The organism is Microbacterium sp. HA-8, assembly GCF_046111165.1.
Taxonomy (GTDB): Bacteria; Actinomycetota; Actinomycetes; order Actinomycetales; family Microbacteriaceae; genus Microbacterium.
The window spans coordinates 820,307-840,952 of record NZ_CP162025.1 but is presented as its reverse complement, the minus strand read 5'-3'; the positions used below and the strand labels follow the sequence as shown (position 1 = coordinate 840,952).

The window sequence follows — 20,646 nt, the reverse complement described above, 5'->3', positions numbered from 1 at the left end:
CTCACGCGAGGATGGGACCCATGACCGCCCCCCAGTTCGACACGATCACCGAGGCCGACCTGCGCATCGCGGGAAGCGTGAAATGGACGATGTTCCCCGACACGATCGGCGCGTGGGTGGCCGAAATGGACTTCGGCGTCGCCCCCGCCATCCAGCAGGCGGTGGCCGACGCCCTCGCGCGCGGCCTCACCGGCTACCTGCCGCAGCACCTCAGCGACCAGCTCGCCGCCGCCACCTCCGCCTGGTACCAGGACCGCTACGGATGGCAGGTGCCGGCCGACAGCATCCATCACGTGCCCGACGTGATCGCGGCCTTCGAGACCGCCATCGAGCACTACACGGCACCCGGCTCGGCGATCATCGTGCCCACCCCCGCCTACATGCCGTTCCTCCTGGTGCCTCAGCGCCTCGGGCGTCGGGTGATCGAGGTGCCCAGCACCATGATCGAGGGCCGCATGACGATGGACCTCGACGCGATCGCGACCGCCTTCGACGACGGCGCCGGGATGCTGGTGCTCTGCAATCCGCACAACCCGCTCGGCACCGTCTTCACCCGCGACGAGCTCGACGCCGTCGCCCGCCTCGTCGACGCCAAGAACGGACGCGTGTTCTCGGACGAGATCCACGCGCCCCTCGTCTACGCTCCCGCCCGGCACATCCCCTACGCCTCGATCTCGGACGCCGCGGCCGCACACACGATCACCGCGACCTCCGCATCCAAGGCCTGGAACCTGGCGGGCCTGAAGTGTGCGCAGGTCATCCTCTCGAACGACGCCGACGTGACGGTCTGGGCCAAACTCGGCATGTGGGCAGGACACGGCACCTCGACACTCGGCGTCGTCGCCGGCGTCGCCGCCTACACCGCCGGCGGCCCGTGGCTCGATCAGGTGATCGACTACCTCGATGCGAACCGCCGCGAACTCATCACCCTGCTCGCCGAACACGCACCCCGCGCTCGCGTGACGATGCCGGAGGGCACCTACATCACCCTGATCGACATGCGCGACTACGGGCTGGAGGGCGATCTCGGCGCGTGGTTCCGCGAGCACGCGGGCGTCGCGATGACCGACGGCGCCGCCTGCGGCGAAGCAGCCATCGGCCACGTGCGATTCGTCTTCGCGATGCCGCGCCCGCTGCTGCGCGAGGCGATCACGCGCATCGGCGCGGCGCTCGCGCAACCGCGCTGACCCGCAGACGTCTCCCGCAGCCCGCTCGATCAGCGCGCCGGGATCGCCGTGCGCGTCAGCTCCTCCGACAGACGCCACACCCGCTTCGCGTCGGTCTCGCTGCGCAGAGGCGCATACGTCGTGTGCTCGGCGGGGGCACCGCCCAGATGACCGAGCCCGCGCGGACCGTACAGCACACCGGGCTTCGCCGTCGGATCGGTCGCGGCCATCAGCGCCGGCAGGGCCGCCGTCTCGACGGTGCCGGCAAGGATGCCGCGCGCCGACATCGCCCGGATGATCCGCACCTGCGGGGTGTCGCCACCACGCCCCAGCTCCGGGCGCGCCGCCAGCAGGCTCGTCGGCGCCACACCGGGGTGCGACAGATTGCTCGTGATGCCCCACCCCTGCGCACGGCTGACGCGCTCGAGCTCGAGCCCGAACAGCCCGAACGCGATCTTGGACTGCACATACGCCCGCTGACCGTTGTAGCTGCGCTCCCAGTTCGTGTCGTCCCAGTTGATCGAACCGCGCCGCGCCGCGATGCTCACCTGCGACGTGACCCGCGCACGGCCCGCGCGCAGCAGCGGCAGCAGGTGCGAGACCAGCGCAAAATGCCCGAGGTAATTCGTGCCGAACTGCAGCTCGAACCCGTCGGCCGTGACCTGGCGCTCGGGCGGCGTCATGACACCCGCGTTGTTGATCAGGATGTGGATGGGATCCCCCTCGGCGCGCAGCGTCTCGCCGAGGGCTGCGACCGAGTCGAGCGACGAGAGATCGAGCGCACGCAGCGACACATTCGCGTGCGGCTGCGCGCCCCGGATCCGCTCAATCGCTGCCTCACCCTTGCGCACATTGCGCACGGGCAGAACGACCTCAGCGCCCGCCGCCGCCAGGCGGGCCGCGATCACCGATCCCATGCCATCGCTGGCGCCGGTCACGACGGCGCGCTTTCCGGTGAGGTCGGGAACGGGGTGATCGATCGAAGTGCGGGCCATGGTGTGCTCCTGGTGTGTCGGGGGGCGGGGTGCGGGTCGGTGGCTTCGCGGTGCCCGATCGATCCTGCGCGCTCGATCCCGCAGCATCCACGGCCTGTTGATCCCAGGCTCGCGCGGCCACGGGTGAGCGGGCGTGGGGCAGGGTAGAACCGAGACGACGGGGGATGCTGTGATCGATCGAGCGGGACTCGCCGAATTCCTGCGCAGCCGGCGCGAGGCGCTGCAACCCGAGGACGTGGGACTTCACCGCGGCCCGCGCCGCCGCACCGACGGACTGCGTCGCGAGGAGGTCGCAGCTCTCAGCCACATGTCCGCCGACTACTACTCGCGTCTCGAACGCGAGCGCGGACCCCAGCCCTCCCCCCAGATGATCGCCTCGATCGCGCAGGGCCTGCACCTCACGCTCGACGAACGCGACCACCTCTTCCGCCTGGCGGGGCACAACCCGCCCGCCCGCGGCGCGTTCAGCGCCCACGTTCCGCCCGGGATGCTGCGCATCCTCGACCGACTGACCGACACGCCCGCCGAGATCGTCACGGAACTCGGCGAGACGCTGCGCCAGAGCCCCCTCGGCGTCGCGCTCACCGGCGACCTGACCCGCTACGAAGGCGCGGCGCGCAGCGTCGGATACCGGTGGTTCACCGACGCGGACGTGCGCCGGCTGTACCCGGCGGAGGATCACGACTTCATGTCGCGCCTGTACGCGTCTGGACTGCGCGAGATCTCGACCCTGCGAGGGCCCGGATCACGCGCGGCGCACTACGTCGATCTGCTGCTCGAACAGAGCCCCGAGTTCGAGCGGTACTGGCGCGAGCACGAGGTGGGCGTGCGCCCGCACGACATCAAGAGATTCGTGCACCCCGAGGTCGGTGCACTCGAACTGAGCTGTCAGCGACTCGTCGACCCCGCCGAGTCGCACTCACTCCTGGTCTACACCGCCGCCCCCGGCAGCGAGAGCCACGAGAAGCTGCGCATGCTCGCCGTCATCGGGGCCGGCGTCGGCTAGGGCGGCTCAGCTGACTGTTCACCTCGCGTTCGCTTACGAGTCCAGCAGTCTCGTAATTGCACGTCACCCGCGCGGGTTTGCATACCGATGGTCTTGAAATCATCGGAAAGGACCCCCGCCATGTCCCGTGTCATGTCCCGCTCCACCCGCTCCTCCCTCCGCCTGCTCGCCCTCACCGGCGCCGCCGCCATCGCCCTCACCGGCTGCCAGGCCGCCACCGCCGACGCATCCGGCGACGCATCCGGTGAGGCCGCAGCATCCGACGCCCCCATCACGATCGCGACCATCCCGCTCGGCGACGACCCGAGCGTCGAGAACCCCGCCGACGCGCTCGCGCGGCTGATCGCCGAGGAGACCGGACGCGAGGTCGAGGTCACCGACGTGCCCGACTACCTCAGCGTCGTCGAGGCGATTCGCGCCGACCACGTCGACATCGGCATCATGAGCGGCTTTCCCTCGGCCCTCGCCGTGAACACGGGCGAGGTCGACGCGCTCGTCGCCTGGGCGGCCGACGACACCCCCGTCTCGACCTGCGTCGTGCTCGCCGACTCCCCCATCGAGACCCTCGAAGACCTCGAGGGCACCACGGTCGCCTTCGCCGATCAAGCCTCGAGCTCGGGCTATTTCATGCCCGTGCACATGCTGCACGAGGCCGGCCTCGAGAACGGCGTCGACTACGAGGGCGTCTTCTCGGGCGGCCACGAGGGCAGCTTCATCGCGCTGCAGCAGGGACAGGTGGATGCTGCATGCACCGCCGTCATGCTCACCGAGCTGGGTGCACCCTACTTCCCGTTCGCGGACGGCGAGTGGCGCGGGGTCGGCGAGAGCGCCTCGATGCCGGTCTCGGGGAGCGTCCTCGTGCGCCCCTCGCTCGACGCCGAGACCCGCACGCTGCTCGAGGAGGCGATCCCCGCCGTCTTCTCCGAGGAGAACGCCGAGGCGCTGGGCGCGTACGGTGAGGGCTTCATCGGCCAGGAGATCATGATCGCCCCCGACGCGAGCATCTTCGACGGGTTCGTCGACATCGCCGCCGTCGCGGGCGTCCAGCTCGAGGACCTGCGCTGATGACGGCGCTCGCCCCGGCGGTGCGCGCGCCCCAAGGCCCGCCCTCGACCGGTCCCGTCGTGGACGTGCAGGACCTCTCTGTCGCCTACGCCGACACGAGCGTGCTCGAGGGAGTGGACCTCCAGCTGCACCCGGGCGAGATGGTCGCCCTCCTCGGCGCCTCCGGCTCGGGAAAGTCCACCCTGATGCGCAGCCTCACCGGATTCGCACCCATCACGGCCGGCCGCATCACGGTCGCCGGCCGTGATGTCGCCTCCCTCCGCCCGCGAGAGATGCGGACCCTGCGCTCCGACGTCGGACAGATCTTCCAGCAGTTCAACCTCATCCCCCGCATGAGCATGCTCACGAACGTGCTGACCGGGGGCCTTCACCGCGCCGGGCCGTACAACCTGGTCGGCGGCTTCGGGCGCGAGCAGCGCACCCGAGCCCTGGAGCTGCTCGACCGGGTCGGCATCGCCCACAAGGCGACCGCACCCGCCCGCTCGCTCAGCGGCGGGCAGCAGCAGCGCGTCGCGATCGCCCGCGCCCTCATGCAGCGGCCGCGCGTGATCCTCGCCGACGAACCCGTCGCGTCGCTCGATCCCAGACTGGCCGACTCGGTGCTCGCTCTGCTGCGCGAGATCGCCGAAAACGACGGCATCCCGGTGCTGGTCAGCCTGCACGTGCTGCCGCTCGCGCTTGGCCACAGCGACCGCATCGTGGGCCTGCGCCACGGCGAGGTGCGGGTCGCAGCCCCCACGACCGAACTCGACGCCGAGAGCCTCGCGGTGCTGTACGACGACACCGAAGGGGGACACGACCATGACGACCACATCTTCTGAGCGCCCGCCGCGCACCCGCGAGCGCACGCCCGCGACCCTCGACCCGGCCGAGCGCCACCGCCTCGAGCGCGCGATGCGGCTGCCGCGCACCCGGTTCCTCCTCGGCATCCCGATCGCGATCCTCGTGCTGCTGTGGTCGTTCCAGGGCGCGGAGTTCAACGTCGGCAAGCTCGCCGAGGGCGCCGTCAACATGTCGGAGTTCATGAGCCGGCTCTTCCCGCCGGATTTCAGCGACTTCGGCACCATCGTGGCGCTGCTCATCGAGACCCTCCAGATGGCGATCGTGGGTACCGTGCTCGGCGCGGTCCTCTCGCTCGTGGTCGCGTTCGGCGCGTCGTCGAATCTCGCGCCCACCTGGCTCTACTACTGCTCCCGGTGGGTCATGAACATCATCCGCGCGGTGCCCGACCTGGTCTTCGCGCTCATGTTCGTCTCGGCCGTCGGCCTCGGCCCCTTCGCCGGAATCCTCGCCATGACCCTCGGTTCGATCGGCTCGATCGGCAAGGTCTTCGCCGAGGCCATGGAATCCGTCGACCCCGGCCCTCTGACCGCGATGGAGGCGGTCGGCGCCTCCAAACGCCAGGTGATCCAGTACGGCGTGCTGCCGCAGGCGGCACCCCTGCTCGTGTCGTACACGCTGCTGCTGTTCGAGGGCAACGTGCGCGGGGCGACGATCCTCGGCCTCGTCGGCGCCGGCGGCATCGGCCTCGAGCTGACCACCGCCATGCGCATGTACGACTACGGGCACCTGAGCGCCATCATCATCTGCATCATCGTGCTCGTCACGGCCATCGACCAGGGCAGCGCCCTCATCAGAAAGCGAATCACATGACCACCATCGACATCACCCTGAGCGCTCCCGTCAACCTGCGCGACCTCGGCGGCATCCCCGTCGCCGGCGGCACCCTGCGCCCGGGGCTGGCCGTGCGCGCCGACGACCTCTCGATGATCACCGAGGCGGATGCCGTCACCCTCACCGAGCGCGGACTCTCGAGCGTCATCGACCTCCGCTCGAGCGGCGAGGTCGCCCTCACCGGCCGCGGGCCGCTCGCGGGGCTTCCCGTCGCCTACCACCACCTGCCGCTCATGGCCGACATCGGCGAGGGGATGCCGCGCGAGGGCCTGCGCGCCTTCACCCACGAGGCGATGGGCCGGATGTACGTGCGCATGGTCGAGGGCGCGGCGCCGCAGCTCGCGACCGCTCTCACCGTCATCGCGCTCGCGCCCGGCGCGACCGCGTTCCACTGCGCCGCCGGACGCGACCGCACCGGCGTCGTGGCCGCGCTCCTGCTGCTCGCCCTCGGCGCCACCGACGACGACATCGTCGAGGACTACGCCCGCACCGAGCCGAACATGTCGGCCATCAACGAGCGCATGCGCCCCGTCATGGGCGTGCTGCTCGGGCGGCTCGGATTCGACCTCGACGAGATGACCGCGCTGCAGTCCGGCCTGGGCGAGGCGGCGATGGCGATCTCGATGCGCGTCCTGCTCGGCGAGCTGCGCGAACGCCACGGCGACCCGCTCGCGCCCGTGCGCGCTGCCGGCCTCGGCGACGAGACGATCGCGCGCCTGCGGGCGCGGGCGGTCGGCGCATGAGCGCGGGCGCGGCGATCGCCCCGCGCCGCCCCGGTCGTCCCCGCGACGAAGACATCGACGGACAGATCCTCGACGCCGCACTGGCGCTCATCGACGCCGGCGAGCCCGTTACGGTGAGCCGTGTCGTCGCCGGCTCCGGTGTCAGCCGCGCCGCCCTGTACCGGCGCTGGCCCTCGCTCACGCAGCTGATCGCCGCCGCACTCGACCAGGGCCGCGTCGTGCCCGGCCCGCTCGACCTCGGCGACGACGAGGCGAGCGTCAAGGCGGCGGTCCTCGGGGCGCTCTTCGGCGATCCCGAGACCGCGCTCGCCGGCTACCCGGAGCAGCGCTTCCGCCAGCGGATCGCGCTCGCGATGGCGGACCGCGGACTGCAGCGCGCCTACTGGACCAGCCACGTATCCCGGCGCCGGGTCAGCCTCGAAGCAGCCCTGCGCACGGCGATCGAGCGCGGCATCCTGCGTCCCGAGCTCGATCCCGCCGCCTGCTTCGATCTGCTCGCGGGCGTGGTCTACTACCAGATCGTCGTGCGCGGCGACAGCTTCAGCGACCCGGCGATGCGAGACCGATGCCGCGCCGGGTTCGAGGTGGCGTGGGAGGGTATGGTGCGGCGTAGGTAGGGCGCCGCAGCGATGCAGGGAGATCACGAATGACGGACACGCGCGCGCACGACCCGGCTCTCGGAGCCGTCTCGATCGGGATCGCGGCCGCGGCGGGCCCGGAGGTCGCCGCCCGGATCGCGCCCGCCGCGCAGGACGCCGGATTCCGTGCGCTGTGGGTCAACGACACCCCCGGACACGACGCCCTCGAGGTGCTCGCCGCGGCCGCCACCGTCACGAAGCACCTGGTGCTCGCGACAGGCGTCGTGCCGGTGGATCGACGCCCACCCGCCTCGATCCTGCGCACGGTGCGCGACCTGGGCCTGCCCGAGGATCGACTCGTGCTCGGCATCGGCTCGGGCGCCCTGCGCCGCGGCGCGCTCGAGTCCGTCGACGATGCCGCGCGGGCGCTGCGATCAGCGACTGTGGCCGAGGTCTACGTCGGTGCCCTCGGCCCCCGCATGCGCGGACTCGCGGCACGGGCCGCACACGGCGCCCTGCTGAGCTGGCTGACCCCCGAGGCCGCACGCGAACAGGCCGAACCGCTCGCCGCGGCGGGCTCCCGATCCGCCCTCTACGTGCGTACCGCGTGGGACGCCGACGCGAACGATCGGCTCGACGACGAGGCCCACCGTTACGCGGCGATCCCCTCCTACGCCGCCCACTTCGGCCGGCTCGGCATCACCGCACTCGACACGGTGATCCGGGGCGGGGATGCTGCGGCTCCGCGCCGCGTGCAGCGTTATCGCGCCGCCGTCGACGAGGTGGTGCTGCGCGCCATCGTCGCCGACGACACCCCGGACGCCTACCTGCGTTTTGTGCACCGCGCGGCGGAGGTCGTCGCGGGGTAGCGGGCCTCAGACCGAGCGAAGGGCCTCGTCGCGGCGACGGGCGGCGATCGCCTCGATGCGGTGCGCAAGCGCCCGCGGCTCATCGACCGCCGCGGGGTTCACAGCGCACCAGAGCGCCCAGTCCGTGCTTGCCACGTGGAACACCGCCGTGCGCAGGTCGGTGTACTCCTTCTTGACCTGAGCGCCGACCTCGTCGGTGCCGTCGCCGAAGATCGTGCCCGCACTCACGAGCTGCTCACCGTCGAGGTAGACGCGGGCGCGCGTGTACGCGTCTATCGGGTGCGCGGCCGCGGCCTGCCATACACGATCCTCGTACACCTCGATCGGGTGCGTCACCGAAGGATCCGAGCGCAGCGGCTCGGACCGGCGCCACCCCTCGAGGGAGACCACACCGAGCTTGCGTGGCTCGACCACTCCCGCGGCGCGCCGGGCTGTGGCCAGCCGCATCCGCGCACTCTCGACCGCCTTGCGTCCGCCGCGGGAGGTGGCGAACCGATCGAGGTCGTCGATGAGCGCCGCCTCGCCCGGGATGTCGCGGGCGAGGGCCGCCGCCACGATGCGCTCGATGCGGCGCTCGAGCTCGGCGTCGGAACCCTCCGGGAGCGCGCCCTGCGGAATCAGGTGCGCCGACGGATCGTACGGTGTGGTGTGCGCGGTCCAGGCATCGCCGTCCCACCAGCGCAACGCCTGCGCGCCGTCGTGCTCCGGGTACCAGCCCGGGGGCGTCGTGGCGAAGTTTTCGGGCATGGCCGACCCCAATCGATCCTCACTCCCCCGCGCACACATTAGCGGTTCGGCCCCTCGCGCCGGATACCCCTGAGGGGTACCATGGTCGCTAGATGATACCCCCATGGGGTACCAAGAGCGAATGAGGTATCGACATGAACACCACACGCAGGACACGACCCTTCGCCGCCCTGGCGCTGAGCCTCACCCTCATCGGCGGGCTCGCCGGATGCGTCGCGGATCCGGCGGACCCCGGAATGCCGGGGATGCCCGGAATGAGCCAAATCGACCCGACACCCGCCGCCTCGGCGTCCGACGCCGACATGGCCGACCGGATGTTCGTGATGATGATGATCCCCCACCACGAGCAGGCGATCGAGATGAGCGACTTCATCCTCGACGACCCCGACATCGACGACCGCGTACGAGATCTCGCGCAACGCATCAAGGATGCGCAGGCACCCGAGATCACGCTGATGCAGAGCTGGCTGGAGGACTGGGGCATGGGCGGGATGCCCGACACGGATGACATGCCAGGGATGGGCGACGGGATGCTGTCGCAGGAGGAGTTGGAGGCACTCGGCGAGGCATCGGGCCCGACCGCCGCCCGACTCTTCCTCGAGCAGATGATCGCGCATCACGAGGGAGCGATCGACATGGCAGAACAGGAGCTGGAGAACGGCACCGACCCCGACGTGCTCGAGCTCGCTCGCACGATCGTCGCCACACAGACCGAGGAGATCACCCTCATGCGCGAGATTCTCGCCGACCTTTAGGGAATAGGTCGGGGGTCCAGACCGCTAACCGCATATACCCCTAGGGGGTATAACTCGAGGAGGCGAATGATGAACGACAGCGCAAATCACACGCACACCGGCTCGCACACGCACGGGGCGCACGACGGCACCCCCGAGCACCAGCACCAGCACCAGCACCACCGCGCCGACCACGTCGCCGTGTTCCGACGGCTGTTCTGGGCCAACCTGGCCCTCGGCATCCCCGTCGTCGCCTTCTCGGGCATGTTCGCGACGCTGATCGGCTACGACCTGCCCGATTTCTTCGGCACTCAGTGGATCGCTCCCGTGCTCGGCACCGTGATGTACCTGTGGGGCGGACGCCCGTTCCTCGTCGGCGCGATCGCCGAGCTGCGTGAGCGCACCCCCGGCATGATGCTCCTGATCGGCCTGGCCATCACGGTCGCCTTCATCGCGTCCTGGGGAGCGAGCCTCGGCATCCTCCATCACGAACTCGAGTTCTGGTGGGAGCTCGCGCTGCTCATCATCATCATGCTTCTCGGCCACTGGCTCGAGATGCGCTCCCTCGCCCAGACCACCTCGGCGCTGGATTCGCTCGCCGCCCTCCTGCCCGACGAGGCCGAGCGCGTCGAGGGCGACGCGGTCGTCACGGTCCACCCCGCCGATCTGAGAGTGGGCGACGTCGTCGTGGTCCGCCCCGGCGGCAGCGTGCCGGCGGACGGCCGCGTCGTCGACGGACGCGCCGACATGGACGAGTCCATGGTGACGGGAGAGTCCCGTCCCGTGACACGCGAGGTGGGCGACACCGTCACGGCGGGCACCGTCGCCACGGATTCCGGCCTGCGCGTCGAGGTCACCGCCACCGGCGACGACACCGCCCTCGCCGGCATCCAGCGACTGGTCACCGAGGCGCAGAACTCGACCTCGCGCGCCCAGCGCCTGGCGGATCGCGCCGCCGCGTGGCTGTTCTGGTTTGCGCTGACCGCGGCCGCCCTGACGGCGGTGGTGTGGACCCTCGTCGGCGATCCCGACGCCGCCGTCATCCGCACGATCACCGTCCTCGTCATCGCGTGCCCGCACGCCCTGGGACTTGCCATCCCCCTCGTCGTCTCGATCGCCACCGAGCGCGCGGCCCGCGCCGGCGTGCTCGTCAAGGACCGCCTCGCTCTCGAGAGCATGCGCACCGTCGACACGGTGCTCTTCGACAAGACCGGCACCCTCACCCGCGGCGAGCCGACCGTGACGGCGACGCAGGCGGTCCCGGGCAGCAACGTCGACCTCGTGCTCGCACTGGCTGCCGCCGCCGAGGCCGACAGCGAGCACCCCCTCGCCCGGGCGATCGTGCGAGCCGCGACGGATCGTGAGGTCTCCGTGCCCCGTGCCTCGGCCTTCACCTCCTCCCCCGCCGTCGGCGTCACCGCGACGGTCGACCGCCACGAGATCCGGGTGGGCGGGCCACGACTGCTCGCCGAGATCGACGCGCACGAGATGGATGCCGCCGCCCGCTGGCACGCAGAGGGGTCGATCGTGCTGCACGTCGTGCGCGACGGCGTCGTGATCGGAGCCCTGCGACTGGCCGACGAGGTGCGTCCCGAGTCGCGCGAGGCGGTGGATGCGCTGCACCGCCGCGGGATCGAGGTCGTCATGATCACGGGCGATGCCCGCGCCGTCGCCGAGTCGGTCGGCGACGAGCTCGGCATCGACCGCGTGTTCGCGGGCGTGCGCCCCGAGGACAAGGCGGCGAAGGTCGCGGCGCTGCAGGCCGAGGGCCGGAGAGTCGCCATGATCGGCGACGGCGTCAACGACGCGCCCGCGCTCGCGCAGGCCGATGTGGGCATCGCGATCGGCGCGGGCACCGACGTCGCGATCGCCTCGGCCGGGGTGATCCTCGCCGGATCCGACCCCCGGGCCGTGGTCTCGGTCATCGAGCTCTCACGCGCGAGCTACCGCAAGATGCGGCAGAACCTCTGGTGGGCGGCGGGCTACAACCTGCTGTCGGTACCCCTGGCGGCGGGCGTCCTGGCGCCGATCGGATTTGTCCTGCCGATGTCGGTGGGCGCCATCCTGATGTCGCTGTCGACGATCGTCGTCGCCCTCAACGCGCAGCTGCTGCGCCGGCTCGACCTGCGGCCCCAGGCCGTCATCGGCTGAGGCGAGCGCGCGGAGAGCGGACCACCCGAAGGCCGCTCTCCGCGCGCAGATCGTCGGCGACGCTCAGCCCCCCGGTGTTCGCGCCGCGTCGATCTCCCCGTCCCAGTGAAGCGGCCCCCGCCCCGGACCGGCGTTCCGTTCGTCCGATCCGGAAAAAACGGGCATGCCCGAACTGGTATGAATACATGCACATGACGCTGATCGACCGGGGGGCTCAACCGCCATGTCAGATTCACTCGACGGTTCGGGTTCGCACGAGGCCATCGACGACACGCTCGCGACCCTCTCCGCCGACCTGCGCGCGCTGCGCTTGAAAGCGGGCAACCCCACCCTGTCGGCACTCGCGCACCAGACGGGCATCTCCAAGACGGTGCTGTCGGAGGCGTTCGCCGGGCGGCGACTGCCCTCCGCGCGCACCGTCGACGGCATCGTCGACGCGTGCGGCGGTGAGTCCGCAGCGTGGGTGGCGCGTCGCGACCGCCTGGCCGCGGCGCAGAACGGCCGGGCCGCAGCATCCACCCTCGACGCCGCGCCCACGACGGACGCGCCCGTCGGCACGGCCGTCCCCGCCCCCACCCGCGGCCGCGAGCCACGCCGCGTGCGCCTGAGCGTCGCGATCGCCGCCGCGTTCACCTGCCTGATCCTGGGCGTCGCGGGCACCGTCGGCACCCTCGAACTGCTGCAGCCGCGCGGGCAGGGGGCGACGGCCGCGGCGCCGACCGACAGCGCGACGCCCGGAACGCACGGCGCCTCCGCTCCGCGCATCGCGGTGAAGACGGGCTCGGACCCCGCCTTCACGGAGTGCGTCGACGACGCCGCCGTCGCCGCAGCCGAGACCCGCGCCGAGAACACCCTGCTCGAGATCATCTGGTCGGATGCCTGCCAGGCAGGCTGGGCGCGCATCACCCGATACGACGGTCTGGCCGCGGGCAACGTCGTCTCGGCGAGCATCTACCGGCAGCTCGCCCCGGGCGCCGACGACCGTCAGAGCACCTCCGAGCCCGAAGCCCAGGGCGCCTACACGACGCTGCTCGTACGCCCCACCCCGGACACGAAGATCTGCGCGGTCGGCGCGATCACGATCGACGGCCGCACGATCGACCTCGGCGAACCCATGTGCCTTTAGGCCGCGGTTCGGCAACGGGCCCCGGACGCGCTACGGTTTTGCTCGGGCGTCAGGGGGACGCCGCAGAGGGGGATCTGCATGTCCGGGGAACGAATCGGAATCATCGGCGGGGGAATCGTCGGCATCGCACTCGCGCGCGAACTCGCGCAGGCGGGCGCCGGCGAGGTGACGGTGCTCGAGAAGGAGGCGCGGCTCGCCGCGCACCAGACCGGTCACAACTCCGGCGTCGTGCACGCCGGCCTCTACTACAAGCCCGGATCGCTCAAGGCGACCCTCTGCGCCGCGGGCCGTGTCTCCATCCGCGAATTCTGCGAGGAGAAGGGCCTGCCCTACCGCGAGGTCGGCAAGCTGGTCGTCGCCGTCGACGAGAGCGAGCTGGGCGCCCTCGCCGAGATCGAGCGCCGCTCGATCGAGAACAAGGTGCCCGACCTCGTGCGCATCGACGACGTCGAACGCCTCCGAGAGATCGAGCCGCATGTCGCCGGCGTCGCCGCCGTCCACTCTCCGCACACGGCCGCCGTCGACTACGCGGCCATCACCGAGGCCATGGCGCAGGACGTCCGCGCCGCCGGAGGACACATCCTCCTGCACAGCGAGGTCACCGGCATCCATCTCGAGAACGGCACCGTGCGGGTGATCACCCCCTCGGGGGAACACGTCTTCGACCGGGTCATCGCGTGCTCGGGCCTGCAGTCCGACGTCGTCGCCAGACTCGTCGGCGCCGATCCGTCGCCGAAGATCCTGCCCTTCCGCGGGGAGTACTGGGAGCTCGCTCCCGAACGCGGCGACCTCGTGCGCGGCATGATCTACCCGGTGCCCGACCCGCGGTTCCCGTTCCTCGGAGTGCACTTCACCCGCGGCGTCTACGACGACATCCACATCGGCCCCAACGCCGTCCCCGCCCTCGCCCGCGAGGGCTACGGCTGGCTGCGTGTCTCACCGAAGGACACGATCGAGTCGCTGCGCTGGCCCGGGGCCTGGCCGCTGGCCAAGCAGCACTGGCGCATGGGAGTCGATGAGATCAGCGGATCGCTGATCAAGCCGCTTTACTACCGCAAGGCGCGGCGCTTCATCCCCGAACTGAGGATGAGCGACCTCACCGCGAAGACCTCCGCGGGCGTGCGCGCGCAGGCCTGGGGGCGAGGCGGCGAGCTGCTCGATGACTTCGCCGTCGATCAGGTGGGCCCCGTGACCCTTCTGCGCAACGCGCCCTCGCCGGCAGCGACCAGTTCGATCGCCATCGCCCAGTACGTCATCGAGCACTATCTCGACCCGGCGAAGGTCAGCTGAGCAGCCGCAGCACTCGCGCGAGGGTCGCCTGATCTTCGCGGCTGATGCCCTCCAGGGCGAGGGCCTCGAGACGCGCCAGTTCGGTCATGGCCGCATCCACCCTCGACTCGCCCTCGGCGGTGATGCGCACGAGGACACCCCGACCATCGAGCGGATTGGGTCTGCGCTCGACCAGGCCGCGGGTCGACAGCTTGCCCAGGCGGGTCGTCATGGCAGCGCTGCCGATCATCGTCGCCTCGATCAGCTGCGCCGCACTCAGCTCCGTGCCCGCACGGCGGAGGGCGGCGAGCACGTCGAACTCCCAGACGGCCAGCCCCGCCGAGCCGAACGCCGCGGCACGCAGGCGCGTCAGACGGTGGGAGGCGCGACGCAGGCGCGACATGACATCGAGGGGGGTGAGGTCGACCTCGGGCAGCAGCTGCGACCACGCGTCGATGATCAGATCGACCTCGTCGTCACGCGCGCCGGAACCCATGAATCGACCGTAACGCGCGATTGCGGCACCGAGTGCACGACCTGTCGCCCAATGCACGACCTACACGCGCGAGATTTGTCGTGCGCTCGACGACACCTCGTGCACTCGACGCCGAGGGTCTCGCGATCAAGGCACGAGGAGACCGGCGGAGGCGAGAAACCGGGCGGGCTCGAGCCGGATCACGACGCGCCGCGGATTCACACGCGGAGCGCGATACCTCATCGTGTACAGCGCAACGGCGTGGGCGACGGCATCCGGCTCCCGCTCGATCACGGCGTGCCCCGCGATGCTCAGCCAGCGCGCGCCCTCGACCTGCGCCACCGTGGCCCGCGGATCGCGTTCGATGTTCCGCACCTTCTGATTGCCGTCGCTCGTGATGATGCGCACGACGCCATCGGACAGGGTGAAGCCCACCGCCACGGCGTGGATCAGACCCGACGGCGCGATCGTCGACAGCGTCGCAAGATGGCGTTCGGCGGCGAAGCTCTCGCCGTCCGGGGTCAGGGCACGGAGAGTGGGCACGTCGCCCACCGTAGCGCGCTTAGAATCACCGGGTGCCTGCCGCGACCGTCGTCCTCCCCTGGCGCCCGGCGTCCTCGCGCATCGCGGCCTTCGAGTCCGTGATCGCCTGGTACGCGCGCCAACTGCCCGAACTGCGGGTGCTCACCCTCGACTCCCCCGACCCCGTCTTCAACCTGGCGCTGTGCCGCAATCTGGCGGTCGCGGCTCAGGCCGACCCCGACGACGTGGTCGTGCTCGGCGACGCCGACACCCTCCCCGAACCCGAGCCGCTCCGCCAAGCCATCGCCGCCGCGCGCACGTCGGGACTCGTGCACCTGCCCTACACCGCGTACCACTGGCTGGGCGCCGCGGGATCGGCGCAGTTCGCCGCCGGCGTCGCGCCCGATCGGTGCGACCACGAGCTCGTGCGCGGGGCCTGCTCGGGCGTCTACGTCACGACCCGCCGCACGTGGGAGCGCCACGGCGGGCAGGATCCCCGCTTCCGCGGCTGGGGCTACGAGGACGCCGCCTGGAACCTCGCCCACACCACGATCCTCGGCGCTGCGCCGCAGCGGCACGAGGGACGCGTCTACGCCCTCCACCACGTCGCCGAGACCCGCGCCGGCACCCTGTTCGACGCCAACGCGGCGCTGATGCGACGCTACGAGGCGGCGTCGGGGGATGCCGCCGCGATGGCCTCGCTCGTCAGCGAGCGGTAGGCGCGCTCGGGCCCGGGCACATCGCGCTGATCGGCAGCGATGGCCGACAGCATCCGCGTATCGATACCCTCGCGCGTCAGCAGCGCGTCGAGCGCGACGGTGAGCTGCGCAACGGTGGCGTCGTTGGGGGCGAGGGAGACCCCCACACGGGTGCGCTCGATCGCGGCGGCGCCGGCGAACTGATCGGTCGAGAAGGGCAGCACGAGCAACGGCACACCCGCCCCGAGCGCCTCGGTGACCGAGTTGTTGCCGCCGTGCGTCACGGCCGCCGCGGCCGCGCCGAGCAGGCGCACCTGCGGCAGATACGCGCGCACGAGCCAGTCCGCGGGCACGGGTCCGATATCCGACGGCGCGGTCGATCCCGTGGCGACGGCGGCGCGCACGCCGAGGCCGCGCAGCGCGTCGCAGACGCGGCGCAGCACATCGCCGCGCACCGAGAGGAAGCTGCCGAAGCTGACGTAGACGAACGGCTCGCCCGCGGCCAGCCACCCGTCGACGTCGGCATCGGCGGGCTCCTCGCGCCTGGTCGAGCCGAGGAAATCGGCCCCCGCCGCGGTGGATGCCGGGGCCAGCTCCCGCGGATAGTTGTAGAGCACCCGCGGCCCATGCTCGGCGAACGCCGACGGCGACCCGGCGGCCCGGGGGTCGAGGGCCGTCGCCGTGCGGTTCCATCCGGCCGTGAAGTTCGCCGACACCCGTTCGCAGACCGCGCGCAGCGCCGCGAGCTCATCGGGGCGCGGCGCGAACGCGGCGGGCCACGCGGGCGGGTATCCGTACAGCTCATCTCCCACCGGCAGCGCGCTCGGATGCCCGAGCACGACGTCGGCGTAATCGTGCCCGGCGACGTCGAGCGCGAGGCGGGCGCTGAAGGCGAGGTGGTCGATCAGGATGCTGTCGGGTCGCACGTCGTCGATGATCCGCAGCGTCGCCCGGCCCGCCGTCACGGGGTCCCACATGAGGTCGGTCAGGCGCTCGTTCGCCTGATAGAGCAGCGTCGGCACCATCCCCTCGCGGGTCGCATCGAAGAATCCGCGCAGCGAGTCCGCCTCCTCATCGGGCTGATCGTCAGCACGGATGACGCCGGGGTTGGATCCGCGGCCCAGCTGCAGGTGCACCCGCTCGAACCCGAACGAGGCGACGATCGCATCCGTCGAGGGGCCGGTCGCGACGACGACCCGCTCGCCGCGCTCGCGCCACGCCGTTGCGAGGGTGACCAGCGGCAGCAGGTGCGATGCGTAATCGGGGCTGATGACCAGAAGAGTCACCGTCTCGCCTCCTTCACGAGGTCGTCTCCACGACCGCGCGCAGCTCGGCCTCGTCGCGGGCGACTCGTCCGTAGACACCGTCCAGTGCCGTCGCCATCCGCTGGATCGTGAACCGCTCGCGCACCATCGCCCGCGCCCGCTCGGCACGCGCGTCGTCGGTCTCGGCGTCCGCGGTGCCGAGGGCGGCATCCAGAGCCGCCGAGAGCGCTTCGACATCCCACGTCTCGGTCAGCTCGCCCGTGACCGCGTGCTCGACGTACGTCGCCGGCCCGCCGCCGTCGGGGGCGACGACGTAGAGCCCCGCGGCCATCGCCTCGAGCAGCGCGATGCCGAACTCCTCCTTGATGCTCGCGCAGGCGTAGACGCCGCGCGGGGCGACGAACCCCGGCAGGCCCGTGCGCGCGGCGGCGAGCCAGCGCGCGGTGATGTCGTTGGGTCGGTGTCCGGGAAGGATCAGGCCCGCTTCGGCGCGACGGTGAGCGGGCACGAGCTTCTCGATGCGCTCGAGCTGCTCGCGCTCGTCGAGCGAGGGATGCTCGAGGTCCCCGCCGACGATGAGTAGGTTGGCCCGCTCGGCGCAGCCCGCGCGGGACCAGGCCTCCACCAGCGCCGCCATCCCCTTGACCCGGTGCAGCCGCCCGACGCTGACGACGAGCGGCAGCCCCCGGCGATGCGGCGCAAGATCCGCCACGCGCGCCTGCAGTTCCGCGATCGCGGGCACGGCGGGCGCGCCGCCGGCGGCGGCGGTCGCATCGGCGAGCGCCGCCTCGATCGTGACGAGATCCACACCCTCGGGCACGATCGAGTGCCGTTCGGCGTGCGCCGCCATGTCGATGCCGACGAGGCGGCGGATGTCGTCCTCGAGTCGGGGCCGCGGAAAGAACACCGTGTGCGCGGCATTGGCCGCCAGGCTCTGCACGAGACGCGTGCGGAACCAGAAGTGCTCGAGAAGATCGATGTCGCCGAAATCGGCACGCGTGATGCGGCCGGCCCGGTCGAGCGACTCGATCACGCCGTGCGGATCGGGGGCGACGGTGAAGACCACCGGGATGCCGAGCTCGCGCGCGACGTCCGCGGCGGCGAGGCTGCCGACATCGGCCATGCGCAGGTGCAGCAGGTCGACCCCGCCCGCGGCTCGGAGCACCCGGCGGATGCCGCGGCGCACAGTCACGCGCAGGGGCCACGCCGCGGCCGAGGGCACGGGGTCGCGCAGCAGCGGGATCCGGCCGTACACGTGCCCCTCGTCGGCGTCGCGCAGAGCGGACAGATCCGAGGTCGCGGTGACGATCGCGCCGCGGGAGAGCGTGATCACGCGGCGCACGGTGGGCGAGGGGTCGGCCGAGAGCGCGTCGCCCAGACGCACGAGCAGCGTCGCGATGCCGCCGTTGTCGCCCGCGCCGGCGGCGCTCAGGCGCGGGTCGATGTCGGCGTGCAGGAACAGCTGCGCGATCGTGAGCCCCTCGGTGCGCACGGCCTCGGCGGGCGCGGGCACCTCGAGGTCGCGCAGGGCGAGACCCGCGACATCACCGATGACGCCACCCTCCTCGACCAGCCCCTCGAGGGCGGTGACAAGGCTCCGGGCGCGGGCGCGCTGGCCGAGCGCCGCGATCGCCGCGATGCGCGCGGCGTCGTGCTCGCCGTCGTCGACGGCGACGCGCAGCAGCGGCGCGGTCGCGATCGCGGCGCGAACGAGTCCCAGGGTTTCGACGAGCCGTCCGCGCGCGCCCGGCTCCGCCACACCCAGCAGCGCACCCTCGACGCCGACCACGAGCAGCTCGGGCACGGCTGCCGACCACTGCTCGAGCGAGCGCTGGGCGAGCATGCCGGTGAAGCCGCCCGCGGCGACGAGCGACAGCATCCGCCCGATCGCCTCGGGCCTCGGAAGCCCCGCGCCCAGCGCCCACGCGGTGTGCTCGCGCACGAAGGTGCGGGGGTCATCGAGCAGGCGCACGAGCGAGCGGGCCGCCTCGCCGTCGTTGATCTCGGCGAGCGCGTGGACGGCGGCGATGACGACGAGCTGATCGTCGCCGTGCATCGCGCGATCGAGCACCCGCAGGGTGCGCATGCCGGGATCGCGGCCCGCCTCGAAGGCGAGGTCGTCGGCCAGGCGCAGGGCGTCGACGATGGTGGGCGCCTGCGCCACCGCGTCGAGAGAGGTCTGGATGCCCACGTTCGCTCCTTGTCGCCGGGCGCGATACGGGGTGGTCTCCCGGGCGCGCGGCATGATGATAGTCCGACCATATGGCCGTTATACGGTGAAGGGCCCGGCCTTGACATCGGGTTTTCTCACCGGGAGTCCTTGTATGCACATCATCGCCATCGGCGACATCGGCGTCACGGATCAGATGATGCACATCGGCGACGAGGCGATGTTCGAGGCCCTGGTCGACGAGATGCGCGCTCGGGGCGCCACCGCGATCACGGGGCTCAGCGCGGCACCGCGCGAATCCGCTGTGCGGTACGGCATCGACGCCCTGCCGCGTATCGGGTTCGCGCCCGCGCGGGCCGCCGGCGCGGAGCGGTTCGCGGCGGTCGTGCGCGCCATCGACGCCGGCGGCGGGCTGAGCGCCGACGATCCGTTCTGGGCGGTGCGGGATGCTGTCGCCTCGGCCACCGGCGTCGTGATCGCGGGTGGCGGCAACATGGCCTCCACCTGGCCGCTGCACATCTTCGAACGCGCGGCCCTCGCGCGTATCGCCGCGGCGGCGGGGGTTCCGCTCGTCGTCACGGGTCAGACGCTCGGCCCCGAGCTCACGCCGCCGGACCGCGTCGTGCTCGGCGAGGCACTGCGTTCGGCGAGAGTCGTCGGGCTGCGCGAGGAGGCGTCGGGCCGCCTGGCCGCCGAGCTCGGCGTGCCGGGCGATCGGGCGCTGGTCACACTCGACGACGCGTCGTTCCTCGGGTGGGACGACCCGTCGGGTGATTCGGCGGGCGGCGCGGGCGCGGCGGGGTACACGCTCGTGAGCCTCTCGACGCACCTCGGCGGACGCGACCGCCGCGCGATCGTCCGCGGCCTTGCGCACCTGCTCGATCGGCACGCCGATGAGACGGGGCAATCGACGCGATTCCACGCGCATTGGGGTTCGCTCCGGTCGGGCGAGAGCCGCGGCGATGCGATCCTGCACAACGAGGTGCGCGCGCAGATGCGCACGCCGTCCGATGTCGTGCCGACGGGTGATCCGCGCGCAGCCGCGCGCCTGGCCCGCGGCGCCTCGCTGCTCGTCTCCAGCCGCTACCACCCCGTCGTCTTCGCCGCGCCCGCAGGGGTCCCGGTGCTCGCGCTCTCGGCCGACGACTACACGCGCGTCAAACTCGACGGCGCCCTCGGCCGCTGGGGCCAGCATGGCGTCCGAGACCTCGACGAGATCGCGGACGCCGGCACGGGCGCGGCAGGCGCGGGCATGGATGCTGCCGCCGACGCCCTGCGCGGCATCCACTCGTCGTCGGCGCAGACGCGCGCCGCCGCCGCCCGACTCCGGCCGGGCGCGCGCGCCGCCGCAGCCGACTGGTGGGAGCGCGTCGCCGAAGCCCTCGCGCCCTAG

General features: G+C 71.9%; 20 protein-coding genes. 14 read left to right on the top strand and 6 right to left on the bottom strand.

What is annotated here, in order from left to right:
- The first annotated feature begins 20 nt into the window (after positions 1 to 20).
- A complete protein-coding gene (locus AB2L57_RS04010; protein WP_409048124.1) occupies positions 21 to 1,187 on the top strand; it encodes a MalY/PatB family protein in 1,167 nt (388 codons plus the stop codon).
- Positions 1,188 to 1,216: 29 nt separating this feature from the next.
- On the opposite strand, the gene AB2L57_RS04005 is transcribed toward AB2L57_RS04010, so the two are convergent.
- Entirely contained in the window at positions 1,217 to 2,161 is a 945-nt protein-coding gene (locus tag AB2L57_RS04005; protein WP_292811271.1) for an SDR family oxidoreductase, read from the bottom strand.
- 169 nt (positions 2,162 to 2,330) lie between these two features.
- Between AB2L57_RS04005 and AB2L57_RS04000 the strand changes: the two genes are divergently transcribed.
- From AB2L57_RS04000 to AB2L57_RS03970, 7 genes are all read left to right on the top strand, one after another.
- Positions 2,331 to 3,167: a helix-turn-helix transcriptional regulator gene (locus tag AB2L57_RS04000; protein WP_292811327.1), complete on the top strand. Its 837-nt coding sequence runs from the start codon at positions 2,331 to 2,333 to the stop codon at positions 3,165 to 3,167.
- A gap of 120 nt (positions 3,168 to 3,287) precedes the next feature.
- Complete coding sequence (gene phnD / locus AB2L57_RS03995) at positions 3,288 to 4,232, top strand: phosphate/phosphite/phosphonate ABC transporter substrate-binding protein (RefSeq protein ID WP_292811273.1); 945 nt, start codon at positions 3,288 to 3,290, stop codon at positions 4,230 to 4,232.
- The gene (locus tag AB2L57_RS03990; RefSeq protein WP_292811274.1) at positions 4,232 to 5,053 is read left to right on the top strand and encodes a phosphonate ABC transporter ATP-binding protein; all 822 of its coding nucleotides are present in this window, start codon (positions 4,232 to 4,234) and stop codon (positions 5,051 to 5,053) included. The genes phnD and AB2L57_RS03990 overlap by 1 nt, the downstream gene beginning before the upstream one ends.
- Positions 5,034 to 5,885, top strand: coding sequence for a phosphonate ABC transporter, permease protein PhnE (phnE, locus tag AB2L57_RS03985; RefSeq protein WP_292811276.1), 852 nt, complete (start codon positions 5,034 to 5,036; stop codon positions 5,883 to 5,885). The genes AB2L57_RS03990 and phnE overlap by 20 nt, the downstream gene beginning before the upstream one ends.
- Positions 5,882 to 6,649, top strand: a complete 768-nt coding sequence (locus AB2L57_RS03980; RefSeq protein WP_292811279.1) for a tyrosine-protein phosphatase — start codon at positions 5,882 to 5,884, stop codon at positions 6,647 to 6,649. Before phnE ends, AB2L57_RS03980 begins: the two co-directional genes overlap by 4 nt.
- Positions 6,646 to 7,266, top strand: a complete 621-nt coding sequence (locus AB2L57_RS03975; protein ID WP_292811281.1) for a TetR/AcrR family transcriptional regulator — start codon at positions 6,646 to 6,648, stop codon at positions 7,264 to 7,266. Before AB2L57_RS03980 ends, AB2L57_RS03975 begins: the two co-directional genes overlap by 4 nt.
- 29 nt (positions 7,267 to 7,295) lie before the next feature.
- Entirely contained in the window at positions 7,296 to 8,096 is an 801-nt protein-coding gene (locus AB2L57_RS03970; RefSeq protein ID WP_409048123.1) for an LLM class flavin-dependent oxidoreductase, read from the top strand.
- A 6-nt stretch (positions 8,097 to 8,102) separates the two neighbouring features.
- On the opposite strand, the gene AB2L57_RS03965 is transcribed toward AB2L57_RS03970, so the two are convergent.
- Positions 8,103 to 8,843 carry a DUF2510 domain-containing protein gene (locus AB2L57_RS03965; protein ID WP_292811286.1) on the bottom strand — a complete coding sequence of 247 codons (741 nt, stop codon included), beginning with the start codon at positions 8,841 to 8,843 and terminating at the stop codon, positions 8,103 to 8,105.
- 134 nt (positions 8,844 to 8,977) lie between these two features.
- Here AB2L57_RS03965 and AB2L57_RS03960 point away from each other — a divergent pair, with 134 nt between their 5' ends.
- From AB2L57_RS03960 to lhgO, 4 genes are all read left to right on the top strand, one after another.
- Positions 8,978 to 9,598 carry a DUF305 domain-containing protein gene (locus AB2L57_RS03960; RefSeq protein WP_409048122.1) on the top strand — a complete coding sequence of 207 codons (621 nt, stop codon included), beginning with the start codon at positions 8,978 to 8,980 and terminating at the stop codon, positions 9,596 to 9,598.
- Positions 9,599 to 9,667: 69 nt separating this feature from the next.
- Positions 9,668 to 11,728, top strand: coding sequence for a heavy metal translocating P-type ATPase (locus AB2L57_RS03955; RefSeq protein WP_409048121.1), 2,061 nt, complete (start codon positions 9,668 to 9,670; stop codon positions 11,726 to 11,728).
- Positions 11,729 to 11,951: 223 nt separating this feature from the next.
- Positions 11,952 to 12,854 carry a DUF2690 domain-containing protein gene (locus AB2L57_RS03950; protein WP_409048120.1) on the top strand — a complete coding sequence of 301 codons (903 nt, stop codon included), beginning with the start codon at positions 11,952 to 11,954 and terminating at the stop codon, positions 12,852 to 12,854.
- 78 nt (positions 12,855 to 12,932) lie between these two features.
- Positions 12,933 to 14,144, top strand: a complete 1,212-nt coding sequence (gene lhgO, locus AB2L57_RS03945; protein ID WP_292811294.1) for an L-2-hydroxyglutarate oxidase — start codon at positions 12,933 to 12,935, stop codon at positions 14,142 to 14,144.
- Here lhgO and AB2L57_RS03940 read toward each other — a convergent pair.
- On the bottom strand, positions 14,137 to 14,619 hold the full coding sequence (locus AB2L57_RS03940; protein WP_292811296.1) for a MarR family winged helix-turn-helix transcriptional regulator: 483 nt from the start codon (positions 14,617 to 14,619) through the stop codon (positions 14,137 to 14,139). The genes lhgO and AB2L57_RS03940 overlap by 8 nt on opposite strands.
- A 126-nt stretch (positions 14,620 to 14,745) precedes the next feature.
- Positions 14,746 to 15,141 carry a TIGR03618 family F420-dependent PPOX class oxidoreductase gene (locus tag AB2L57_RS03935; protein ID WP_409048119.1) on the bottom strand — a complete coding sequence of 132 codons (396 nt, stop codon included), beginning with the start codon at positions 15,139 to 15,141 and terminating at the stop codon, positions 14,746 to 14,748.
- A 32-nt stretch (positions 15,142 to 15,173) separates the two neighbouring features.
- Between AB2L57_RS03935 and AB2L57_RS03930 the strand changes: the two genes are divergently transcribed.
- Entirely contained in the window at positions 15,174 to 15,839 is a 666-nt protein-coding gene (locus tag AB2L57_RS03930) for a hypothetical protein (RefSeq protein WP_409048118.1), read from the top strand.
- On the opposite strand, the gene AB2L57_RS03925 is transcribed toward AB2L57_RS03930, so the two are convergent.
- Both AB2L57_RS03925 and AB2L57_RS03920 read right to left on the bottom strand, forming a co-directional pair.
- Positions 15,782 to 17,104, bottom strand: coding sequence for a nucleotide disphospho-sugar-binding domain-containing protein (locus AB2L57_RS03925; protein ID WP_409048117.1), 1,323 nt, complete (start codon positions 17,102 to 17,104; stop codon positions 15,782 to 15,784). The genes AB2L57_RS03930 and AB2L57_RS03925 overlap by 58 nt on opposite strands.
- Positions 17,105 to 17,117: 13 nt before the next feature.
- Complete coding sequence (locus tag AB2L57_RS03920; RefSeq protein ID WP_409048116.1) at positions 17,118 to 19,274, bottom strand: glycosyltransferase; 2,157 nt, start codon at positions 19,272 to 19,274, stop codon at positions 17,118 to 17,120.
- 133 nt (positions 19,275 to 19,407) lie between these two features.
- Between AB2L57_RS03920 and AB2L57_RS03915 the strand changes: the two genes are divergently transcribed.
- Positions 19,408 to 20,646, top strand: coding sequence for a polysaccharide pyruvyl transferase family protein (locus AB2L57_RS03915; protein ID WP_409048115.1), 1,239 nt, complete (start codon positions 19,408 to 19,410; stop codon positions 20,644 to 20,646).

Coding starts and splice junctions, on each gene's coding strand:
- AB2L57_RS04010 (WP_409048124.1), top strand. CDS start 21: ATGACCGCCCCCCAGTTCGACACGATCACCGAGGCCGACCTGCGCATC.
- AB2L57_RS04005 (WP_292811271.1), bottom strand. CDS start 2,161: ATGGCCCGCACTTCGATCGATCACCCCGTTCCCGACCTCACCGGAAAG.
- phnD (WP_292811273.1), top strand. CDS start 3,288: ATGTCCCGTGTCATGTCCCGCTCCACCCGCTCCTCCCTCCGCCTGCTC.
- AB2L57_RS03990 (WP_292811274.1), top strand. CDS start 4,232: ATGACGGCGCTCGCCCCGGCGGTGCGCGCGCCCCAAGGCCCGCCCTCG.
- phnE (WP_292811276.1), top strand. CDS start 5,034: ATGACGACCACATCTTCTGAGCGCCCGCCGCGCACCCGCGAGCGCACG.
- AB2L57_RS03980 (WP_292811279.1), top strand. CDS start 5,882: ATGACCACCATCGACATCACCCTGAGCGCTCCCGTCAACCTGCGCGAC.
- AB2L57_RS03975 (WP_292811281.1), top strand. CDS start 6,646: ATGAGCGCGGGCGCGGCGATCGCCCCGCGCCGCCCCGGTCGTCCCCGC.
- AB2L57_RS03970 (WP_409048123.1), top strand. CDS start 7,296: ATGACGGACACGCGCGCGCACGACCCGGCTCTCGGAGCCGTCTCGATC.
- AB2L57_RS03965 (WP_292811286.1), bottom strand. CDS start 8,843: ATGCCCGAAAACTTCGCCACGACGCCCCCGGGCTGGTACCCGGAGCAC.
- AB2L57_RS03960 (WP_409048122.1), top strand. CDS start 8,978: ATGAACACCACACGCAGGACACGACCCTTCGCCGCCCTGGCGCTGAGC.
- AB2L57_RS03955 (WP_409048121.1), top strand. CDS start 9,668: ATGAACGACAGCGCAAATCACACGCACACCGGCTCGCACACGCACGGG.
- AB2L57_RS03950 (WP_409048120.1), top strand. CDS start 11,952: ATGTCAGATTCACTCGACGGTTCGGGTTCGCACGAGGCCATCGACGAC.
- lhgO (WP_292811294.1), top strand. CDS start 12,933: ATGTCCGGGGAACGAATCGGAATCATCGGCGGGGGAATCGTCGGCATC.
- AB2L57_RS03940 (WP_292811296.1), bottom strand. CDS start 14,619: ATGGGTTCCGGCGCGCGTGACGACGAGGTCGATCTGATCATCGACGCG.
- AB2L57_RS03915 (WP_409048115.1), top strand. CDS start 19,408: ATGCACATCATCGCCATCGGCGACATCGGCGTCACGGATCAGATGATG.